At 57.3% G+C, this 17863-nt stretch carries 21 protein-coding genes; 14 read left to right on the top strand and 7 right to left on the bottom strand.

Annotation, left to right across the window (positions count from 1 at the left end; genetic code table 11):
• Nucleotides 1–104: 104 nt before the first annotated feature.
• The 10 genes from B9H00_RS14335 (at nucleotide 105) to B9H00_RS14290 (ending at nucleotide 8717) form a co-directional block, all read left to right on the top strand.
• Nucleotides 105–713: a pseudouridine synthase gene (locus B9H00_RS14335; protein ID WP_086901230.1), complete on the top strand. Its 609-nt coding sequence runs from the start codon at nucleotides 105–107 to the stop codon at nucleotides 711–713.
• Nucleotides 710–1192, top strand: coding sequence for an NUDIX domain-containing protein (locus B9H00_RS14330; RefSeq protein ID WP_086901229.1), 483 nt, complete (start codon nucleotides 710–712; stop codon nucleotides 1190–1192). The genes B9H00_RS14335 and B9H00_RS14330 overlap by 4 nt, the downstream gene beginning before the upstream one ends.
• A 105-nt stretch (nucleotides 1193–1297) precedes the next feature.
• Nucleotides 1298–2440 (top strand): tRNA 2-thiouridine(34) synthase MnmA, encoded by a 1143-nt coding sequence (gene mnmA, locus B9H00_RS14325; RefSeq protein WP_086901908.1) that lies wholly within the window; start codon nucleotides 1298–1300, stop codon nucleotides 2438–2440.
• Nucleotides 2437–3048: a high frequency lysogenization protein HflD gene (hflD, locus tag B9H00_RS14320; RefSeq protein ID WP_086901228.1), complete on the top strand. Its 612-nt coding sequence runs from the start codon at nucleotides 2437–2439 to the stop codon at nucleotides 3046–3048. The genes mnmA and hflD overlap by 4 nt, the downstream gene beginning before the upstream one ends.
• 74 nt (nucleotides 3049–3122) lie before the next feature.
• Nucleotides 3123–4499 carry an adenylosuccinate lyase gene (purB, locus tag B9H00_RS14315; RefSeq protein ID WP_086901227.1) on the top strand — a complete coding sequence of 459 codons (1377 nt, stop codon included), beginning with the start codon at nucleotides 3123–3125 and terminating at the stop codon, nucleotides 4497–4499.
• Between the two features lie 26 nt (nucleotides 4500–4525).
• Entirely contained in the window at nucleotides 4526–5725 is a 1200-nt protein-coding gene (locus B9H00_RS14310; RefSeq protein WP_086901226.1) for a cupin domain-containing protein, read from the top strand.
• A gap of 2 nt (nucleotides 5726–5727) precedes the next feature.
• A complete protein-coding gene (locus B9H00_RS14305; protein ID WP_086901225.1) occupies nucleotides 5728–6159 on the top strand; it encodes a GNAT family N-acetyltransferase in 432 nt (143 codons plus the stop codon).
• 187 nt (nucleotides 6160–6346) lie between these two features.
• Complete coding sequence (locus B9H00_RS14300) at nucleotides 6347–6814, top strand: outer membrane lipoprotein (RefSeq protein ID WP_086901224.1); 468 nt, start codon at nucleotides 6347–6349, stop codon at nucleotides 6812–6814.
• Nucleotides 6815–6957: 143 nt separating this feature from the next.
• Nucleotides 6958–7935 carry a lipid A deacylase LpxR family protein gene (locus B9H00_RS14295; RefSeq protein ID WP_086901223.1) on the top strand — a complete coding sequence of 326 codons (978 nt, stop codon included), beginning with the start codon at nucleotides 6958–6960 and terminating at the stop codon, nucleotides 7933–7935.
• Between the two features lie 212 nt (nucleotides 7936–8147).
• Entirely contained in the window at nucleotides 8148–8717 is a 570-nt protein-coding gene (locus B9H00_RS14290) for an OmpW/AlkL family protein (RefSeq protein ID WP_157663231.1), read from the top strand.
• Nucleotides 8718–8802: 85 nt separating this feature from the next.
• Here the strand turns inward: B9H00_RS14290 and B9H00_RS14285 are convergent, their stop codons facing one another.
• Nucleotides 8803–9339, bottom strand: coding sequence for a gamma-glutamylcyclotransferase family protein (locus B9H00_RS14285; RefSeq protein ID WP_236944298.1), 537 nt, complete (start codon nucleotides 9337–9339; stop codon nucleotides 8803–8805).
• Nucleotides 9336–9689 carry a YqcC family protein gene (locus tag B9H00_RS14280; RefSeq protein WP_157663230.1) on the bottom strand — a complete coding sequence of 118 codons (354 nt, stop codon included), beginning with the start codon at nucleotides 9687–9689 and terminating at the stop codon, nucleotides 9336–9338. The genes B9H00_RS14285 and B9H00_RS14280 overlap by 4 nt, the downstream gene beginning before the upstream one ends.
• A gap of 285 nt (nucleotides 9690–9974) precedes the next feature.
• Here B9H00_RS14280 and B9H00_RS14275 point away from each other — a divergent pair, with 285 nt between their 5' ends.
• The 4 genes from B9H00_RS14275 (at nucleotide 9975) to B9H00_RS14260 (ending at nucleotide 12962) form a co-directional block, all read left to right on the top strand.
• Entirely contained in the window at nucleotides 9975–10997 is a 1023-nt protein-coding gene (locus B9H00_RS14275; protein WP_157663229.1) for a DUF3549 family protein, read from the top strand.
• On the top strand, nucleotides 10990–11427 hold the full coding sequence (locus B9H00_RS14270) for an ATP-dependent zinc protease family protein (protein ID WP_086901219.1): 438 nt from the start codon (nucleotides 10990–10992) through the stop codon (nucleotides 11425–11427). The genes B9H00_RS14275 and B9H00_RS14270 overlap by 8 nt, the downstream gene beginning before the upstream one ends.
• A 23-nt stretch (nucleotides 11428–11450) precedes the next feature.
• Entirely contained in the window at nucleotides 11451–12359 is a 909-nt protein-coding gene (rimK, locus tag B9H00_RS14265) for a 30S ribosomal protein S6--L-glutamate ligase (RefSeq protein WP_086901218.1), read from the top strand.
• 159 nt (nucleotides 12360–12518) lie between these two features.
• Complete coding sequence (locus B9H00_RS14260; RefSeq protein ID WP_086901217.1) at nucleotides 12519–12962, top strand: hypothetical protein; 444 nt, start codon at nucleotides 12519–12521, stop codon at nucleotides 12960–12962.
• Nucleotides 12963–12999: 37 nt separating this feature from the next.
• On the opposite strand, the gene B9H00_RS14255 is transcribed toward B9H00_RS14260, so the two are convergent.
• The 5 genes from B9H00_RS14255 to sufC all read right to left on the bottom strand — a co-directional run bounded on the left by B9H00_RS14255 (nucleotide 13000) and on the right by sufC (nucleotide 17833).
• The gene (locus B9H00_RS14255; protein WP_236944297.1) at nucleotides 13000–13794 is read right to left on the bottom strand and encodes a SanA/YdcF family protein; all 795 of its coding nucleotides are present in this window, start codon (nucleotides 13792–13794) and stop codon (nucleotides 13000–13002) included.
• 137 nt (nucleotides 13795–13931) lie between these two features.
• On the bottom strand, nucleotides 13932–14495 hold the full coding sequence (gene sufT / locus B9H00_RS14250; protein WP_086901216.1) for a putative Fe-S cluster assembly protein SufT: 564 nt from the start codon (nucleotides 14493–14495) through the stop codon (nucleotides 13932–13934).
• Between the two features lie 22 nt (nucleotides 14496–14517).
• The gene (locus B9H00_RS14245; RefSeq protein ID WP_086901215.1) at nucleotides 14518–15765 is read right to left on the bottom strand and encodes an aminotransferase class V-fold PLP-dependent enzyme; all 1248 of its coding nucleotides are present in this window, start codon (nucleotides 15763–15765) and stop codon (nucleotides 14518–14520) included.
• Complete coding sequence (sufD, locus tag B9H00_RS14240) at nucleotides 15762–17084, bottom strand: Fe-S cluster assembly protein SufD (RefSeq protein WP_086901214.1); 1323 nt, start codon at nucleotides 17082–17084, stop codon at nucleotides 15762–15764. The genes B9H00_RS14245 and sufD overlap by 4 nt, the downstream gene beginning before the upstream one ends.
• A complete protein-coding gene (gene sufC, locus B9H00_RS14235; RefSeq protein WP_086901213.1) occupies nucleotides 17081–17833 on the bottom strand; it encodes a Fe-S cluster assembly ATPase SufC in 753 nt (250 codons plus the stop codon). Before sufC ends, sufD begins: the two co-directional genes overlap by 4 nt.
• Nucleotides 17834–17863 lie beyond the last annotated feature (30 nt).

The raw sequence follows: 17863 nt of genomic DNA, 5'->3' as shown, positions 1-17863 counted from the left end.
CTCCGACGTGATGAGGACGAAAGGTTCTGTCCTGAGATGAGTCGCCTAATGTAGCATCAAGGGGCTGTCACTGCGTAGAGGTTGTCGACAATCAGGCTGAACTTATGAGTACACTTTATCTTTTTCACAAGCCCTTCCAGGTGCTGACCCAGTTTACCGACCCGCAGGGCCGTAACACTCTTGCCCGCTGGCTCGACATCCCGAACATCTACCCGGCAGGCCGGCTGGACTATGACAGCGAGGGGTTACTGCTGCTGACCGATGACGGCATGCTGGCCCACCGAATAACCCATCCTGATCACAAACAGTCCAAAACCTATCTTGTACTGGTAGAAGGTCAACCTGATGACAATGCCTTGAAGGCCCTGTCCAATGGAGTGACGCTCAAGGATGGCCTGACTCGCCCCTCCCGGGTGCGTCGCGTGACCTCACCGCAGGTTCATCGACGAGAACCGCCGGTGCGGCATCGTGCCAACATTGTTGACACATGGCTTGAAATCTCGATTACCGAAGGACGCAATCGTCAGGTACGTCGGATGACCGCGCATGTGGGCCATCCCACACTGAGACTGATCCGCACCGCCATCGGCCAATGGACGCTGGATACCCTTTCGCCGGGAGAATGGCGGCGCGAGACCATTCACATGCCACGCAAGACGTCATCGAAAAGTGCACGACCATCTCGTGACAGGTCACGCAGGAAACCAGAATGAGCCGATTTCTGCCTCACGTGACAGTAGCGGCCGTAGTGGTTGACCGCGATCGCTTCCTGCTGGTCGAAGAGCGCGACCGGATCAACCCGGACGCGACCGCAACGGTCTTTAATCAGCCAGCCGGCCATCTCGAAGCCGGTGAATCGCTTTTCGACGCCGCGCATCGGGAAACGCTCGAAGAAAGTGGCTGGGAAATCACGCTCAAAAGCTATCTGGGCCTTTACATCAATACTGCCCCCAATGGCGTGGTCTATCACAGTCATACCTTCTTGGCGCGCCCGTTGCGACGGGCCAGCGAGATACTCGATGAAGGCATCATGCGGGCTGACTGGTATTCGCTGACCGCCATCAAGGCACTGGAACGTGATGGACGGCTGAGAAGCCCGCTGGTGGTCAGACGCATACATGATGCCCTTGAAGGCCGTTCGTGGCCGCTGACTCTGATTCGAGACTTCGATCACCCCGATAACGCCTCATGAAGCCTCGGGAGCAGCAGCGCGTCAGCCTCGTTGACTCCCGCCTGTCAAGGCAGGGGGCGGCTGACGTATAATGTCGGCCAAATGATTTCTGACGACGGGTACGCCATGACATCCCCTGTCAATAACACAGTCTCCTCTTCCACCCCTTCAAGGGTCATCGTGGGCATGTCCGGCGGTGTGGATTCTTCCGTGACGGCACTTTTGCTGCTCGAGCAGGGCTATCACGTGGAAGGTCTTTTCATGAAGAACTGGGATGAGGATGACGGTACGGAGTACTGCACGGCGAAAGCCGACCTGGCCGATGCACAGGCCGTCTGTGACCGACTGGGCATTCGCCTGCACACGGCCAATTTTGCCGCCGAATACTGGGACAACGTCTTCGAGCACTTTCTTGAAGAATACCGCGCCGGAAGAACGCCCAACCCGGACATCCTTTGCAACCGTGAGATCAAGTTCAAGGTCTTTCTCGACTACGCCGCCATGCTGGGCGCCGACCTGATTGCCACAGGCCACTATGTCCGCCGCGAGGATCGCGATGGACGCACCCTGCTGTGCAAGGGGGTCGATGCCAACAAGGATCAGAGCTATTTTCTGCACGCCGTCAGCGAACAGGCCCTGAGCCGTACCCTGTTTCCAATCGGTGAAATGGAAAAGTCTGAAGTACGAGCGATCGCCGAACAGCACGGCCTGGCAACCGCGCGTAAAAAGGACTCCACCGGCATCTGCTTTATCGGCGAACGTCGCTTTGCCGATTTTCTGCGTCAGTATCTGCCGGCGCAGTCCGGACGCATTCAGACTCCAGAAGGCCAGGATATCGGCAAACACATGGGGCTGATGTATTACACCCTGGGGCAGCGCCAGGGACTGGGCATCGGTGGTATTAACGGCTACCCGGAGGCCCCCTGGTATGTGGCCGACAAGGACCTTGAGCACAACGTATTGATTGCGGTACAGGGCAAGCACCACGACCTGCTCTATCGACAGTCGTTGACTACCGAAGCCATGCACTGGATCGGCGAGCCGCCGTCAACGCGCGATTTTCGCGCCAGCGCCAGGATTCGCTATCGCCAGAGCGATCAGCCCTGCCGGGTGATCGTCAACGATGATCAAAGCATCACCCTGATCTTTGACGAACCCCAGCGCGCCGTCACGCCAGGCCAGTCCGCGGTGCTCTACCAGGACACTGTCTGTCTGGGCGGTGCGGTGATTGCCACGACATTTCGCCAGGCACTGGAGAGTGCAGCATGAATAGCGAAGAACGCCAGGCAGTGGCACTGGCTGGCGTATTCCAGGCCGCTACCGTGGTCGATGAACTCGCTCGTACGGGACATACCAATGAACGGGCCTGGTCGACGCTGATCAGGGCCACGCTGGATACCGACCCCGCCTCATTCGAGGATATCTACGGAGGTCAGGTCAACAATCTGCGTCCGGGTATCGAAGCACTGGAGAGTGTTCTCACACGCCAGCAGGTCTCCCCCAATGTCATGCGCTACGGCTTCTCGCTGATTCTGCTCATGCACCGCCTTCGCAAGAATACCGAGATGATGAACACACTGGGGCAGCGCCTGGGGCGAATCCAGGGCCAGGCGGAACATTTCGGCGAGCTGCACGAAAACGTGATCGCAAGCCTGGGGGAGCTCTATCAGGAGACCCTGTCCACCTTTCGCTACCGCATCGTGGTACAGGGTGACCCCTCCCTGCTGCAAAGCCGGCAGATGCCGGAGCGGGTCAGGGCGATTTTGCTGTCCGGCGTTCGTTTTGCCCTGCTCTGGCATCAGCAGGGCGGCCGACGATGGAAACTGGTCGCCGGCCGTAGCGGCATTCGACGCGCGCTTAAATCGCTCGACGAGTAACGGCTTTTCGGGCAGCTCTCCCCCGGGCTGCCCTTTTCATTTCACAACGATTGGGCAAAGACCCGGGAATCACGATGGAACTTTCTGCACTGACCGCTCTCTCTCCTGTTGATGGCCGCTACGGCAGCAAGACGATGGCACTGCGTGAACACTTCAGTGAATACGGCCTGATTCGCGCCCGTGTCATTGTCGAGGTGCGCTGGCTGGAACGTCTGGCCGAACATGAGCAGATCGAGGAAGTCCCGCCGCTGTCGGATGAGGCACGACAGGTTCTGGATCGGTTGATCAGCGACTTTTCCGCTGAAGAGGCCGAGCGCGTCAAGACCATCGAGCGCACCACCAACCATGACGTCAAGGCCATCGAATACTTTCTCAAGGAGAAGTTCGAGGGGCATGCAGAGCTTGAAGCCATCAGCGAGTTTGTACACTTTGCCTGTACCAGTGAGGACATCAACAACCTGTCCCACGCCCTGATGCTGCGCGCCGGGCTCGACAACGTCCTGCTGCCGGCCATGCGCGACATTGTCGACGCCGTGACCGCACTTTCACAGGCGCATGCCGAGCAGCCCATGCTGTCGCGCACGCACGGTCAGACCGCCAGCCCCACCACGCTTGGCAAGGAAATGGCGAACGTGGTCTATCGCCTGCGCCGCCAGCTCAAGCAGATCGAATCCATCGAGATGCTGGGCAAGATCAACGGCGCGGTCGGCAACTACAACGCCCACCTGGCCGCCTATCCCGAAATCGACTGGGCCGAGAATGCGCGCGTGTTCATCGAGCGTCTGGGGCTGAGCTTCAACCCCTATACCACCCAGATCGAGCCGCATGACTATATCGCCGAGTTTTTTGACAGCGTCTGCCGCTTCAACACGATCCTGATCGATTTTGACCGTGATGTCTGGGGCTACATCTCGCTGGGGTATTTCAAGCAGCGCACCGTGGAAGGTGAAATCGGCTCCTCGACCATGCCCCACAAGGTCAACCCGATCGACTTTGAAAACTCCGAAGGCAATCTGGGACTGGCCAACGCCATTCTTGGGCATCTGGCACAGAAGCTGCCCATCTCGCGCTGGCAGCGCGACCTGACCGACTCTACCGTTCTGCGTAATCTGGGCGTGGGGCTGGCTCATGGCCTGATCGCCTACCAGGCCACGCTCAAGGGCATCAGCAAGCTGGAAAGCAATCCGGCACGACTGGACGCCGACCTTGATCAGAGCTGGGAAGTATTGGCCGAACCGGTTCAGACCGTCATGCGCCGCTACGGTATCGAAAAGCCCTACGAAAAGCTCAAGGAGCTGACGCGCGGCCGCCAGATCGACCAGCAGGGCTTTGCGGAATTCATCGATACGCTGGCGCTGCCGGAAGACGTCAAGACGAGGCTCAAGGCCATGACACCGGCGAGCTATATCGGTAACGCCGCCGAGCAGGCACACGACATTACACGTACCTGAAGCGTGTCCAACAGCAGGGATCCCTCATGACAGATCAAACACGCCTCCCTCTGGGAGGCATGTCAGCCGAAACCTTCCTGCGCGACTACTGGCAGAAAAAACCGCTGTTGATTCGGGGCGCCTTCCCGGATTTTCAGTCGCCGCTAGAGCCGGACGAGCTGGCGGGACTGGCCTGTGAAGACAACGTCGAGGCTCGTCTGGTCGAACTGGAAGGTCCGGACAAGGCATGGCAGGTCTCGCACGGTCCGTTCGATGACGAAACCTTTGCCCGACTTGGACGCAAGGACTGGTCCCTGCTGGTTCAGGCCGTCGACCACTATGTGCCGGATGTGGCCGAACTGCTGGAGCACTTCACCTTTATCCCGCGCTGGCGGCTTGATGACATCATGGCAAGCTTTGCCCCTCCGGGCGGCAATGTCGGCGCGCACGTCGATAATTACGATGTGTTTCTCCTGCAGGCCAGTGGCCAGCGTCGCTGGCAGCTCGGTGATGTCATGTCCGAGGATGCGCCCATCATTGATGGCATCGATCTGCGCATTCTTGCCGACTTTCAGGTGATCAGGGATCAGGACTGGGTACTCGAACCCGGCGACATGCTGTATCTGCCGCCGCGGGTGGCGCACCATGGCATCAGCCAGAGTGAAGACTGCATGACCTTTTCGGTCGGCTTTCGCGCACCTTCCATGGATGAAATGGTGACGTCCTGGGCGGATTACCTCGGTGAACAGCTTGAGGAATCATCGCGCTATCACGACCCGGATCTGGAAGCATCGAGCGATAGCGCCCTGATCAATGATGTCACACTCGCCCGCGTGCGTGAGCAGATGCTGGCCGCGCTGGATAATCCCGAGCAGATGGCGCAGTGGTTCGGGCGCACCATGACCCAAGTAAAATATCCCGATCAGCTGATGCCGCCCGCCACATTGGCCAGCGAAGACACGCTGACCCGGGCGCTGGAAGAAGGTGACCTGCTGGAACCGGCGCCCGGCTCGCGCCTGGCCTGGCACCCTCAGGGTGAGCGCGCCACGCTCTTTGTCGATGGCGATGGCCATGCGTGCAGCCCTGCCCTGGCAAGGCGCCTGACTGGTAATCGGATTCTGGATCAGGAAATACTGTTACTGGAAGGTGCAGGCGCTCTGCTCGTAACGCTGATCAATTGCGGCAGCCTGCGCTGGGTGGATGAAGATGAGGATCTGGATGACGACGATGAGTTTGCGGATGACTGACCATGTCGGGTAATGACATCACGATCGAAGCCGGTAACTGGGACACGCTGAGCGAGGCCTGTAGCCATATCCGACGGGTTGTCTTTATCGATGAGCAGGGCGTGGATGAAAGCGAGGAACTGGATGCACTGGACCCGACGTGCATCCATTTTCTGATCCGGGATGGCCAAATGCCCTGTGGGACTGCAAGGTTACTTCCCGATGGCCATATCGGGCGCGTCGCTATTTTCAAGACCCACCGCGGTCTTGGACTGGGCGCAAGATTGATGCGTCATGTGATTGAACATGCCAGAACGCAGCACTTCACCGAGTGTGCGCTCAGCGCTCAGACCCACGCCACCGGGTTCTACGAACAGCTTGGCTTTGTGGCGCATGGCGAGGTGTATATAGATGCGGGAATTCCACATCGTGCCATGACGCTAAGGCTTGCCTGAACCAGAAGGGTGACGCTGGCAGTGGCCATATTCGCAGGCTACAGTGTTGCAGTATATCTTCTGGCCTTTTGTCAGACAGTGATCATGACCATGTAGCCCGGATGGAAACCTGTCCCGGGTTCCATTGTCAAACAGTGTTCCAGAACAAACAGCCCGTCGGTTCAAACAGCCGGCGCAGGAGTGATCCATGAAGCGTTATCTTGCTGTTGCAGCCGTTGGCATTCTGACCCTTGGCGGGTGCGCCAACAGCGATATCTACTCCGGTAATACCTATACCGGCAATCAGGCCAAGACGGCACGTAATGTCACCTATGGCACGGTGACCGGCGTGCGCCCCGTGACCATCCAGGCGGGTAACGAAAACAACTCGGGGCTTGGTGGCATCGGCGGTGCCGTTCTGGGCGGCCTTTTGGGCAACCAGTTCGGGGGCGGCTCCGGGCGCGTTCTGACCACGGCAGTAGGGGGGATTGGCGGTGCCATTGCCGGCAGCAAGGTTGAAGACCGTGCCAATCAGGTCAGTGCCTATGAAATTCAGGTTCGCACCGACAGCGGGCAGGACATTGTCGTGGTGCAAAAGGCAGATACACCCTACCAGCCCGGTCAGCGCGTCAGGCTTATCGGTTCGGGTAACAGCATGAGCATCGCGCCTGAATAAGTGCCACCCTGCTTTCGACGCTTTAAAAACCGCCTTTATGGCGGTTTTTTAATGCCTGAAGGATTGATACAGCACAGTCTGCCATCATCGGCTAAAGTAAGCCTGTTAACGAAAACAGCCTCATAAAAACGGGAACTTTTCTTATGATCGGTCGCGCGATACTGGTAGGCGGTGGCCTGCTTTTTTCCGCTTCTTCCATGGCAGATGGCGTTTTGACCCTCAAGCTTTCCAACGACTTCTTCAGCGCCCGAAGTGATGACGGTCACTACACCAGCGGGCTTGAGGGAAGCTGGACCTTTGAGCCGCAGGATGGCCATTGGACACGCACAATGGCCGGCTGGATTCCGGGCTGGACTGCCGGTGACGTTGATGCCGCCGCCTACCGCTTTGGTCAGCAGATATATACCCCCAGAGATACCAAACGTGACGACCTGATTACCGATGATCGCCCCTATGCAGGCTATCTCTATGGCGGAGTGTCACTTTACCGCCACAACCTGACCCCAGAGTGGCGCATCAATGACGCCTTCTCTCTGGATGTTGGTCTTGTCGGTCCGGGCTCTGGCGCCAAGACAGTTCAAAAGAATTTTCATCACCTGGTCGACAGTGATGATCCAAAGGGATGGCATCATCAGCTCAACAACGAACCCACCCTCACGCTTGCCATGCAGCGTAGCTGGTGGTATCGCGACAGCCTGGGCGGACTGGCCATGGAATACGGCCCCAATGTCGGCTTTGCTGTCGGCAATCTTTACGACTATGTTTCTGCCGGGCTGGGGATTCGTCTTGGGCGCCAGCTGGATAATCAGTACACCACACCCAGTACAGCGCCCTACTCCTCTTCGAACATGATGTTCTCGCGGGACCGCAGCTTTAACTGGTATGTCTTCAGCAATGTCCAGGGCCGTTTCGTGGCGCGCAATATGCTGCTGGAGGGCAACACATTTGAAGACAGCCACAGTGTCGACAAACGCCAGTGGGTTGGCGACCTGGAACTTGGTGGTGCCATTGCCTGGCAAAATTACAACTTAAGCCTGACAACATTAAAACGCAGTCGAGAATTTGAACGACAGGATGATGCTGACTATTTTAGCGTTGTGACGTTATCGAGCTGGCTTTGATTCCTGCTTGAGAATTCAGGGACCGGCCACTATGTACAACCGCCGTAGCGGTTCATAGGATTCGATTATTAAAACGATAAGAAACACTGTAAAAAAATTACGTGACAAACAAAACACTGTTCTCTATAGTTGATCTCAAGCATTAGGAAACAGCGTTTTCCAACTACAACCCCATCGATATGAACCTTTTCATTTCGAGCAAGGAGAAGATCATGACTCTGAACAAACTCTTCGCAGCTTCTGTTCTGGTAGGCTCCAGCGTTTTCGCCGCTCAGTCTGCCATGGCTTATGGCCAGGGTGATGTCTATGCCCGCGCCGATGTTGTTAAATCCGACATCTCTGCCAGCGGAAAGTTCGACGACGAAAACACCTGGAATGGCGCGATCGGTGTCATGCCGTTCGACAAGCTGGGTGTTGAACTCAGCGGCAGCAACAGCAATGACTATGATGGTAACAACGGCGACAGCTTCAAGATGAAGCAGTACAACATCATGGCGCAGTACTACCCGCTGGGCGGCACTGATTCACGCGTACAGCCTTATGCAGGTCTGGGCGCCAGCTATGTTACCTTCAATGATTCAAGCCTCAATGGCGGTGCTGACTCCTTTGAAAAGCGTCAGTGGGCACCGACAGCTCAGGTGGGTACCGATCTTCTGATCACTGATAACTGGGCGCTCAACGGCTTTGTCCAGTACACCGATCTGAAGGCCGATTACAACGACGGTGGCGATCGTGACCTCAACCCGCTGACTGTAGGCGGTGGTGTCTCCTTCCGCTTCTAATCGCTTGATATGACAGGTTCTGCATGAGTTGCTGCAGAACACAAAAGGCCACCTTTACAGGTGGCCTTTTTCATTTATATGGCAATCATCCCGGCGTGGTTCGAGAAATGCCCAGTGACAACAGCGCTTCGTCTCCAAGACTGTCGATGCAGTGCTGGGCACCTAAACGCTCAAGATAGGCGTGACTGAGGAAGTCCCTGCCTTCCAAAAGATGCCCCAGATATTCGCGGGCCGGCAATCGCCCGGGCGCCGTTTTTTCCGGCAGGGCCACATAGACCCACGCCGCCCGAGGCCCATCGGGGGTATCAACGCTTTCTACCTGACGGCAGTATTCTGCGGGGTGGCCCTCAAAGGGGTCCATGTCCCTGATCTGTGCCGGATGATTCAGCTCGTATAAAACACCTTCGACCTGCCCTCCTGCTTCCTTTCTGACGTTGGCATGCGCCACGCCATCAATCCGGGAAGCCTTGTCGAAATAAAGCTGCCAGCCCTCAAGAGTTCCGGACATTCTGCGCCGGGTATCTCCCACACGAGCCTGCATTCGGGCAGCGTTCATATTGCTGCCGTAGGCAAAGTAGAAGTGTATGTCGTCGTCATCGTGGTGTTGAAAATCGCTGCTCATTGTCCCTCCTGTGGACGCAGCTCCCCGTTGACGAGCACGTTATCCACATCGCGCAGCGCCTCCAGAATAGGCAGTCGAACACTGGACCGATTTTCCTGCAGATAGACTTCAGCCGCCGGGGCGATGTTGGCATTGTCCGGCAGCGGGTGCCTGCCCTCCATCAGGCTACGCAGTCGAGGAATCAGTACATAGCGCAACCACTGGCCCATTGACATGGTATCGGCATTGAAAGGCTGCTCACTGTCAAAGGCTGACGGCTCCGGCTGCACCTGGCTTTTCCAGAGATCTCCTGCGCGCATGGCAGCTTCAAGACGTGTCAGTGCAACATCCAATGATTCATATTGGGTCATGGAAATTCCTGCCTGGTAAAATGGGATGTCCGTCATTATGCGGGCGTAAAACAATGAATAAAATGATGAGTACCTGACACGGACCTGTCATCACCCGGTCATCATGTTTTGCACAGATCGGCTGAACGAACGTGTGGATAAGATCGGGATAGTTTTGCCTGCCCCTGTTAATTCGCTGGCTGCAGGGATTTGTTTATTTTTTGCACAGCACTGGACTGGCGCACCGACCATCAACACGATACATTGCGCGGCCGCGCCGACATGAACCCTTCTGGAAATGCCCTGATGTTAACGCCCACACTCGTCGACCTTTTTGATCATGCCGACATCACGCTTCGAGTCTATCATCTCGGCCGGCGGGTCGTGCCCTGCCCCATCGATCATTTCAGGGACTTTGAGAGACAGGAAATTGCCTGGTCTCAACCATGGCAATCACAGGCACAGGTAGCACTGGTCTTTACGCCTGCCTCTGCTGACGATCCCATTATCTGGTGTCTGGCGCTGCCTCTGGATGAGCAGTCCATGCTGGTGCCGGCACTGCGTGACGGATTTCTCGAGCAGTTGATGAGTGCCTTCAAGCGTCAGCCGGACGGCAGTCTGGCACTGGACAGCGCCGCTGAGACACTCAAGGAGGTGGCGATTGCCCTGCAGCCCAACGAGCTCACCAAAGCGCTTTTGCATGCGCGCATTGCCCAGGACTTCAAGCGGCCGGCCAGCCGTTTTCATGCCGACGCTCGTACCTACTATTTAAGCAATGACCCGGCATCGACATGGCAGGGTCTGGGGCTGCAGGGCATCGCTGATCTGGTCGTCCGCCGAACCGACGAGGATGAAACGCACCTGGCCGGCCGGTTGGAGGAGCTCTCCCATCAGGCGCTGATTGCTCTTTGCGACTGTCTGGCACACGCGCCCATACAGCAGCCGTCACTGCTGGCTGCCATGGTGTCACGGCATCAGGCAATGACCACGGACGATCCCGGCCAGCAGGCGATTATGGGCGCGATTCTGGCCAGCCCGCTCGAGGAGGCAGGCCTGTGGCTGGCACCGCTGCTGAAGCACTCGATGGATATCACAGCACTGGCCATCATTGCCGCACGTGGCTGGCACCATCTAGAGCATGAACAGCGCAGCATCGACTATCTTGTTAATATCTCGCAGCTTTCGACGCATGATTTCAGGGTGCTGATCAAGGATCTGACCCGAATACCACGTCTTCGGCTGCCCATGATCATGGCCATGAAGCAGGCAAGCCCCGGCTCTACCCTGTGGCAGCAGATTGACGCGATACAGAGAGAACAGCATGGATGAGCTACCTTATAAACCAAGAGCCATCGTGGGTCGCCGAGAGATGGTAGCCCTGCCGGAACTTGATCTGCGCCTAGCCTGCAAGATCGATACCGGCGCCAGAACCTCTGCCCTGCACGCCCGCAATATTCATGCCTTTGAGCAGCAGGGTCAGTGGTGGATCAGCTTTGACACCTGGAGCGGTGAAGACACACGGGATGACAGCCGATTTACCCTGCCCCTCAGTGACCGGCGCAAAGTCAGAAGTTCCAATGGCCATGCCAGCTGGCGATATGTGATTCGCACTACCATGCAACTGGGAGAACTGACCCAGGAGCTGGACCTGACCCTGGTCGATCGCGCGGCCATGAAACACCCAATGCTGCTGGGACGTCGTGCCATGAAAAGGGTGCTGGTCGCACCCGGCACTGCCTTCCTGCACGGTACACCCTGAGCTCGGCTCACAAGGACATCTTCATGCATATCGCCCTGTTGTCCCGCAATCGTAATCTTTACTCCACCAAACGACTGATCGAGGCCGCCGAGCAACGTGGACACACGGTGCGCGTTATCGACACCCTGCGTTGCTACATGAACATCGCCTCTCATCACCCCACGATTCATTATCGGGGCGAACAGCTTGAGCCCTTTGACGCTGTCATTCCGCGCATCGGGGCTTCGGTCACGTTCTATGGCACGGCAGTATTGCGCCAGTTTGAAATGATGGGCACCTATGTACTCAACGACTCGGTCGGCATTACCCGGTCACGCGACAAGCTGCGCTCGCTGCAGCTTCTGTCTCGCAAGGGGCTGGGCCTGCCGATTACCGGTTTCGCCCATTCTCCCGACGATATCCACGATCTGATCAAGATGGTCAAGGGCGCCCCGTTGGTCATCAAGCTGCTGGAAGGGACTCAGGGAATCGGCGTGGTGCTGGCAGAAACCCAGCAGGCGGCAGAGAGCGTCATTCAGGCCTTCATGGGCCTGAATGCCAATATCATGGTGCAGGAATACATCAAGGAAGCACGCGGGGCGGATCTACGCTGTTTCGTGGTGGGTGACAAGGTAGTCGCGGCCATGAAGCGTCAGGCCGCCGAAGGAGAGTTTCGCTCCAATCTGCACCGAGGTGGCAGCGCCAGCAGTATTCGAATCACGCCGGAAGAGCGCTCTACCGCCATTCGCGCCGCGAAGGCCATGGGACTTCAGGTGGCAGGCGTCGACCTGCTGCGCTCCAATCACGGACCGGTGATCATGGAGGTTAACTCGTCGCCCGGTCTTCAGGGCATTGAAACCAGCACCGGCAAGGATGTTGCCGGCATGATCATCGAGCACATTGCTCGCAACGCGGCCCCGGTAACCAAGACACCACCACGCCCCAGGGGCTGACGGGAAACGAGTTCGCAGTCCGCCTGAAGATCGGAACACCATCAGCGGGATTTTCCTCTAATAAATCCCTGCTGATGGATATCACAATTCCCTCAAGCACGTTAGAATTTCAAGACCCTTCCCCCCCCATTCTTCTGGCATCAGTGGAGATAGCCCCTCATGTTTCTCGACAATCGCCAGGCGGCGATGGATGGCCTGCTCGAGGCTCTGGCCGATAGCCTTGACTACTATCAGGATAATGTCGCCCGCCTGCGTAATGACATGCGTGAGGCACTAAATCCCTGCTTTGAAGAACGCCGTCATGATATGCGCTTGTTGCAGCAACAGGCACGACGTCATCTTGATCTGCTGCCCCGTGACGCCGATGTCGAGCGCGATGATTATCTCTGGCTCTGGAGCCGGCTCAAGAGTTTTGTGGTCAACAATGAACATGTGCTGATCAATGAGCTGCTGGAGCAGGAACGCATCATCATGCAGGCGCTTTCCACCATGATGACCCACGCTCTTCCGGAAGAGATCGAGCCCGTCATGGAGCGGCTCTGGAAGAACTGCCGCGCCACCATCCGTGTCCTGCATCAGTATCAGCACCAGAAAAAGCGCTGATCACCGCGCCAACGTTGACCGATCAAGCAGCACCGTTTCATCGGATGACGCGCCAGGGCGTCTTCGGTTGTGGCGCACTCGGCGCATCGAGTCGAATTCTAAGATTTCCCAGAGCCTGCTCTACGGGGTCGGGCATGGCAACGCGTTGGTACACCGGGATGATATGACCGGGGCCCTGAGCACTGGTGGGCAGAACAATGCTCGGCCCCAGAAAATAAGGATGGCGGTCAAGAATATAAAGATCGGCGATGACCTGTACGCGCGCAAGGATCTCTCTGGCCCACATCCAGCGGTCATCGAACATCGTGCGTCCACGAGTGGCGCAACCTCTGGCTTCAAGTCCAAGATACTGAGCAATGAAAAGCGCGCGAGGCAGATGCCATCGCTGAGAAATGAGCGTTACCCTTGATACGCCGAAGACATCACGACTGCGTGCCAGCGTATCGAAGGTACTGAAACCGGCGTAATCGAGCGTCATGGCAGCATCCGGTATCTGTGCCTGACGAAGGTCACGCCACATGCGAACAGGCTCGTTGTAATAGCGCGTGTGGTTGTCCCCGGAAATAAGCAGATGATCCACCTGCCCGGATTTCCAGAGGCTTGCAGCCAGATCCAGTCGGGCCCGATACCAAGGGTTCTCCCCGCCACCGCGCAGCCCGTAGGACGTGCCGAAGACCAGCCCTACCGGTTCATGAGCACACTGCTCGCTTTCAAGCGTGATACTGGCATGGGTCTTTCGCCATACCCAGTAATTGGCGCTCACCGTCACCACAACGATCAGTACCAGCGCCATGGCACCCACGATTGCCATGCCCTTGAGCAATCCTGCCATGTATTTATTCATTCGCCAGGCAATCACCAGAACAAACCGCCAGCCAGCTTAAGCGACCACTCCCGGGCGGGCAATACCCCTGCGAAAACGCCCCAAGCCTGAGCTCTCGGGGCGCTGAATATCGGGCTTTTAAGCCTTCAAAACATGTTGAGCGCAAGCCTTGCCTCATCGCTCATCATTTCACGTGACCATGGCGGATCAAAGACCAGCTCAACATTGACGCGATTGATCTGTTCGGCGCCCAGAATCTTGTGTTTGGCATCCTCGGCAATGACTTCACCCATGCCACAACCCGGTGCCGTCAGCGTCATCCTGATCTGGACCATCTTTTGCCCATCAATCAGGGTCGTGATCTTGCAGCCATAGACAAGGCCCAACTCAACGATATCGACCGGAATTTCGGGGTCGAAACAGGTATGAAGCTGCGCCCAGGCAAAGGCTTCCAGCTCCTCGTCGGTGGCGCCATCAGCGAGATAGGGCCTTTCCATGGGCTCCATCCCGAAAGCATCCAGATTGAAGCCTTCGATCAGGAACATGTTCCCCTTGTGCAACACCGACACCGAGGTACCGAGTGCCTGCATGACCTGAACCGTCTCGTCCTCATCGAGCCAGACCGGCTTGCCGAAAGGAATCGAAATCGCCTCGACATCACGCTGCAGCGGTAACTGATGCCCTTTTTGCAGGGACATAATCGCGCTCATCAATAACCCTCTCTGATCATGCTCAATCCCGCACCATGCTCACGACACGCTGAAGGGCATCAACAAAGTAGTCGACTTCTTCAAGCGTATTGTAGGCAGCAAACGATGCACGGCAGGTGGCATCGAGCCCATAGTGGTGCATCAGGGGCTGTGCGCAGTGGTGGCCGGTGCGTATGGCCACGCCGAACTGGTCGACCAGAAGGCCGATATCCTGCGAGTGGGCACCTTCCACGACAAAGGAGATGACCGCCGCCTTGTGCTGTGCCTCACCAATGATGCGCATACCATCAATGCCCTTCATGCGCTCGGTGGCATGCTTCAACAGACGCTGCTCCCAGTCTTCCAGAAGCTCGAAGTGCAGATTGGTGACCCAGCGAATGGCACGCTCAAGCGCGATGACCTCGGCAATCGCTGGCGTCCCGGCCTCGAATCGATGAGGCGGCTCGGCAAAGCTCGTCCCCTCTTCAAGGCTGACGGTCTTGATCATCTCGCCACCGCCCTGCCAGGGCGGCATCGCTTCCAGCAGGGACAAACGGCCATAAAGCACACCAACACCGGTCGGCCCGTAGAGCTTGTGTCCTGAAAAGGCGTAGAAGTCGGCATCGAGTGCCTGCACATCCACCCGGGTATGCGCGACCGCCTGGGCACCGTCTACCAGAATGCGCGCATCATGCTCATGCGCGATGCGTGCCATCTCGGCAATAGGATTGACCGTTCCCAGCGCGTTGGAGACATGTGCAACACAGACCAGACGGGTTCTAGGTGTGAAGAGTTCACGATAGGCCGCCATATCCAGCTCACCGTGCTCATCGACCGGAATGATCCGGATGGTGAGTCCCTTCTCCTGCGCCAGCATCTGCCAGGGCACAATGTTGGAGTGATGCTCCAGCCTGGAAATCAGAATCTCGTCGCCCTCGACGAGCTGGCTGCGACCCCAGCTCTGGGCGACCAGATTAATGGCTTCCGTGGTCCCGCGCGTAAAGATGATCTCGCGAACATCTTCAGCATTGACGAACTCACGCACGGTATCCCGGCTATGCTCGTAGGCCTGTGTGGCCTCATCAGCCAGACGATGCAGCCCGCGATGGATATTGGCGTTGTAGCGCTCGAAATAGTCCACCCAGGTATCCAGCACGGCTTTGGGAGTCTGGGTCGTGGCAGCATTGTCGAAATAGACCAGTGCCTTGTCCCCATGAACCTTGCGGCCCAGCACGGGGAATTCCGCGCGCAGGGCCTGGACATCCAGCGTGAGTTCGTCGGTCATGCTCATAGCGAAGTATCTTCTACCAGGCTTTCGAGATTGAAGCGGTCAGGCAGCTTGCCCGCTACCGCACGTTCAACACGATCGGTCAGCTCGCCATGGCGAATGCGCTCCATGACTTCGTTGGCAAAGGCCAGCGTCAAAAGCCCACGGGCCATCTGCTCGTCAATGCCTCGGGCACGCAGGGCAAAAATGGCGTTTTCATCGAGCTGACCGGTGGTCGTCCCGTGAGAACACTGAACATCGTCTGCGTAGATCTCGAGCTCGGGCTTGGTGTCGATCTCGGCGCGATCGGAAAGCAGCAGGTTGGCGTTGTTCTGATACCCCAGCACCTGCTGTGCGTCCCGCTTGATGTAGACCCGGCCGTTGAACACCCCGCGGGCGCGACCGTCGAGAATACCCTTGTAGTTCTCGTTGGAGTACGTGCGTGGCGCGTTGTGATTGACCTTGGTATGGTTATCGATGTGCTGTCGGTCCTGACCGAAGAAGAGCCCCAGCAGATCTACCGTGGCATTCTCATCGTTGAGATCAGTGATCAGATCGTTGCGCACCACGGCACCACCCAGATTCAGGTTGTGAGAGGTGAAGTTCGTGTCACGCTTTTGATCAACCTGAAGGCTTGCCACGTGATACTCACTCTGGCTCGCTTCCTGCAGCTTGTAATGCGAAAGCCTTGAGGCCGGTGACATCTCGATTTCAGTGACCGCGTTGGTCAGGTTGGCAGCTCCCTGTTCACCCGCGTAATGCTCAATCAGCGTCGCCTCGCTCTCGCCACCACAGCGCACAAGAATGCGCGGATGGCTCATGACCGGGCTTGCGTTATTGCGTGAGATGAACAGCAGATAGATCGGTGTCTTGAGCGCCTGACCCTTGCCAATATCAATCACCGCCCCTTCCCTTGTCAGCGCGGTATTCAGCGCCGTAAAGGCCGAGAACTCGATACCGGTCAGCTGCTCCATCCGCTCACTGATGGCGTGCTGATCGCCTTCCAGCGCCTGGGACAACGGAGTGACAGTCACGCCTTCGATCGAAGGCGCATCGGACAGCTCGGCGTTGAAAACGCCATCGACGAACACCAGCCGACAGGCGTCAATGTCGAGCTTGAGCGCATCAAAGCGGGCCTGATCAAGTTCTCCCTCCTCGGCCTGACCAAACTCAAGGCCGGAGAGGCGAGACATATCGGTGTACTTCCACTCTTCTTCACGACGCGTGGGAAAACCGACCGTTTCAAAGCGTGAAGCACCGGCACGACGCCTCTCGGAGAGCCACTCGGGCTCACCGACGGGGACTTCATGCAGACGCTTCATGAGTGTTTCTGGCAGACTCATGCGGCCGGCTCCTCAATCACCCATTCATAACCACGCGCTTCAAGTTCTTCGGCCAGATGTCGATCACCGGACTTGGCGATGCGACCATCAATCAGCACGTGAACCTGATCAGGCGTAATGTGGTTCAGAAGTCGCTGGTAGTGCGTAACCATCAGGATGGCGCGATTCTCGTCACGCAGCGAATTGACGCCTTCGGCCACGACCTTCATGGCATCGATGTCCAGACCGGAATCGATCTCGTCAAGCAGCGCCAGTTTGGGCTGAAGGATCAGCATCTGAAGGATTTCGTTACGCTTTTTCTCACCGCCCGAGAAGCCTTCGTTGACGGCGCGGTGCAGAAAGCTTGAATCCATTTTCATGAAGGCGATCTTTTCCTTGATCAGCTTCATGAACTCGGGCGCCGGCATCTCATCGAGCCCGCGAGCGGCACGCTGGGCGTTGAGCGCCGACTTGAGCAGATAGATGTTCTTGACCCCCGGGATCTCAACCGGATACTGAAAGCCCATCAGAAGGCCTGCCTGGGCACGCTCTTCAACTTCCATTTCCATGAGATCCTTGCCATCAAACGTGATGGTGCCCTGAGTGACCTCATAGCCATCACGACCGGCCAGTACGGCCGACAGTGTTGACTTGCCGGCACCGTTGGGACCCATGATGGCGTGTACTTCACCGGGCTGGATGGACAACGTGATTCCCTTGAGGATTTCGTTGCCTTCTACCGTCGCGTGAAGATCCTTGATCTCGAGCATGTTGTAACCCTGATTCTGTAATGATGCGCC

Origin of the sequence: Kushneria marisflavi (assembly GCF_002157205.1) — a bacterium.
Lineage (GTDB): Bacteria > Pseudomonadota > Gammaproteobacteria > Pseudomonadales > Halomonadaceae > Kushneria > Kushneria marisflavi.
The sequence above is the reverse complement of the archived record's forward strand: the minus strand, read 5'-3'. Positions and strand labels throughout refer to the sequence as shown.

Bases quoted from the DNA above. Each gene is read 5' to 3' on its own strand.
- purB (WP_086901227.1), top strand. From the start codon at position 3,123: ATGGAACTTTCTGCACTGACCGCTCTCTCTCCTGTTGATGGCCGCTAC.
- B9H00_RS14260 (WP_086901217.1), top strand. From the start codon at position 12,519: ATGTTTCTCGACAATCGCCAGGCGGCGATGGATGGCCTGCTCGAGGCT.
- B9H00_RS14255 (WP_236944297.1), bottom strand. From the start codon at position 13,794: ATGGCAGGATTGCTCAAGGGCATGGCAATCGTGGGTGCCATGGCGCTG.
- hflD (WP_086901228.1), top strand. From the start codon at position 2,437: ATGAATAGCGAAGAACGCCAGGCAGTGGCACTGGCTGGCGTATTCCAG.
- sufC (WP_086901213.1), bottom strand. From the start codon at position 17,833: ATGCTCGAGATCAAGGATCTTCACGCGACGGTAGAAGGCAACGAAATC.
- B9H00_RS14305 (WP_086901225.1), top strand. From the start codon at position 5,728: ATGTCGGGTAATGACATCACGATCGAAGCCGGTAACTGGGACACGCTG.
- sufT (WP_086901216.1), bottom strand. From the start codon at position 14,495: ATGAGCGCGATTATGTCCCTGCAAAAAGGGCATCAGTTACCGCTGCAG.
- B9H00_RS14335 (WP_086901230.1), top strand. From the start codon at position 105: ATGAGTACACTTTATCTTTTTCACAAGCCCTTCCAGGTGCTGACCCAG.
- B9H00_RS14330 (WP_086901229.1), top strand. From the start codon at position 710: ATGAGCCGATTTCTGCCTCACGTGACAGTAGCGGCCGTAGTGGTTGAC.
- B9H00_RS14280 (WP_157663230.1), bottom strand. From the start codon at position 9,689: ATGACCCAATATGAATCATTGGATGTTGCACTGACACGTCTTGAAGCT.
- B9H00_RS14300 (WP_086901224.1), top strand. From the start codon at position 6,347: ATGAAGCGTTATCTTGCTGTTGCAGCCGTTGGCATTCTGACCCTTGGC.
- B9H00_RS14270 (WP_086901219.1), top strand. From the start codon at position 10,990: ATGGATGAGCTACCTTATAAACCAAGAGCCATCGTGGGTCGCCGAGAG.
- B9H00_RS14295 (WP_086901223.1), top strand. From the start codon at position 6,958: ATGATCGGTCGCGCGATACTGGTAGGCGGTGGCCTGCTTTTTTCCGCT.
- mnmA (WP_086901908.1), top strand. From the start codon at position 1,298: ATGACATCCCCTGTCAATAACACAGTCTCCTCTTCCACCCCTTCAAGG.
- B9H00_RS14275 (WP_157663229.1), top strand. From the start codon at position 9,975: ATGTTAACGCCCACACTCGTCGACCTTTTTGATCATGCCGACATCACG.
- B9H00_RS14310 (WP_086901226.1), top strand. From the start codon at position 4,526: ATGACAGATCAAACACGCCTCCCTCTGGGAGGCATGTCAGCCGAAACC.
- B9H00_RS14290 (WP_157663231.1), top strand. From the start codon at position 8,148: ATGACTCTGAACAAACTCTTCGCAGCTTCTGTTCTGGTAGGCTCCAGC.
- B9H00_RS14245 (WP_086901215.1), bottom strand. From the start codon at position 15,765: ATGAGCATGACCGACGAACTCACGCTGGATGTCCAGGCCCTGCGCGCG.
- sufD (WP_086901214.1), bottom strand. From the start codon at position 17,084: ATGAGTCTGCCAGAAACACTCATGAAGCGTCTGCATGAAGTCCCCGTC.
- rimK (WP_086901218.1), top strand. From the start codon at position 11,451: ATGCATATCGCCCTGTTGTCCCGCAATCGTAATCTTTACTCCACCAAA.
- B9H00_RS14285 (WP_236944298.1), bottom strand. From the start codon at position 9,339: ATGAGCAGCGATTTTCAACACCACGATGACGACGACATACACTTCTAC.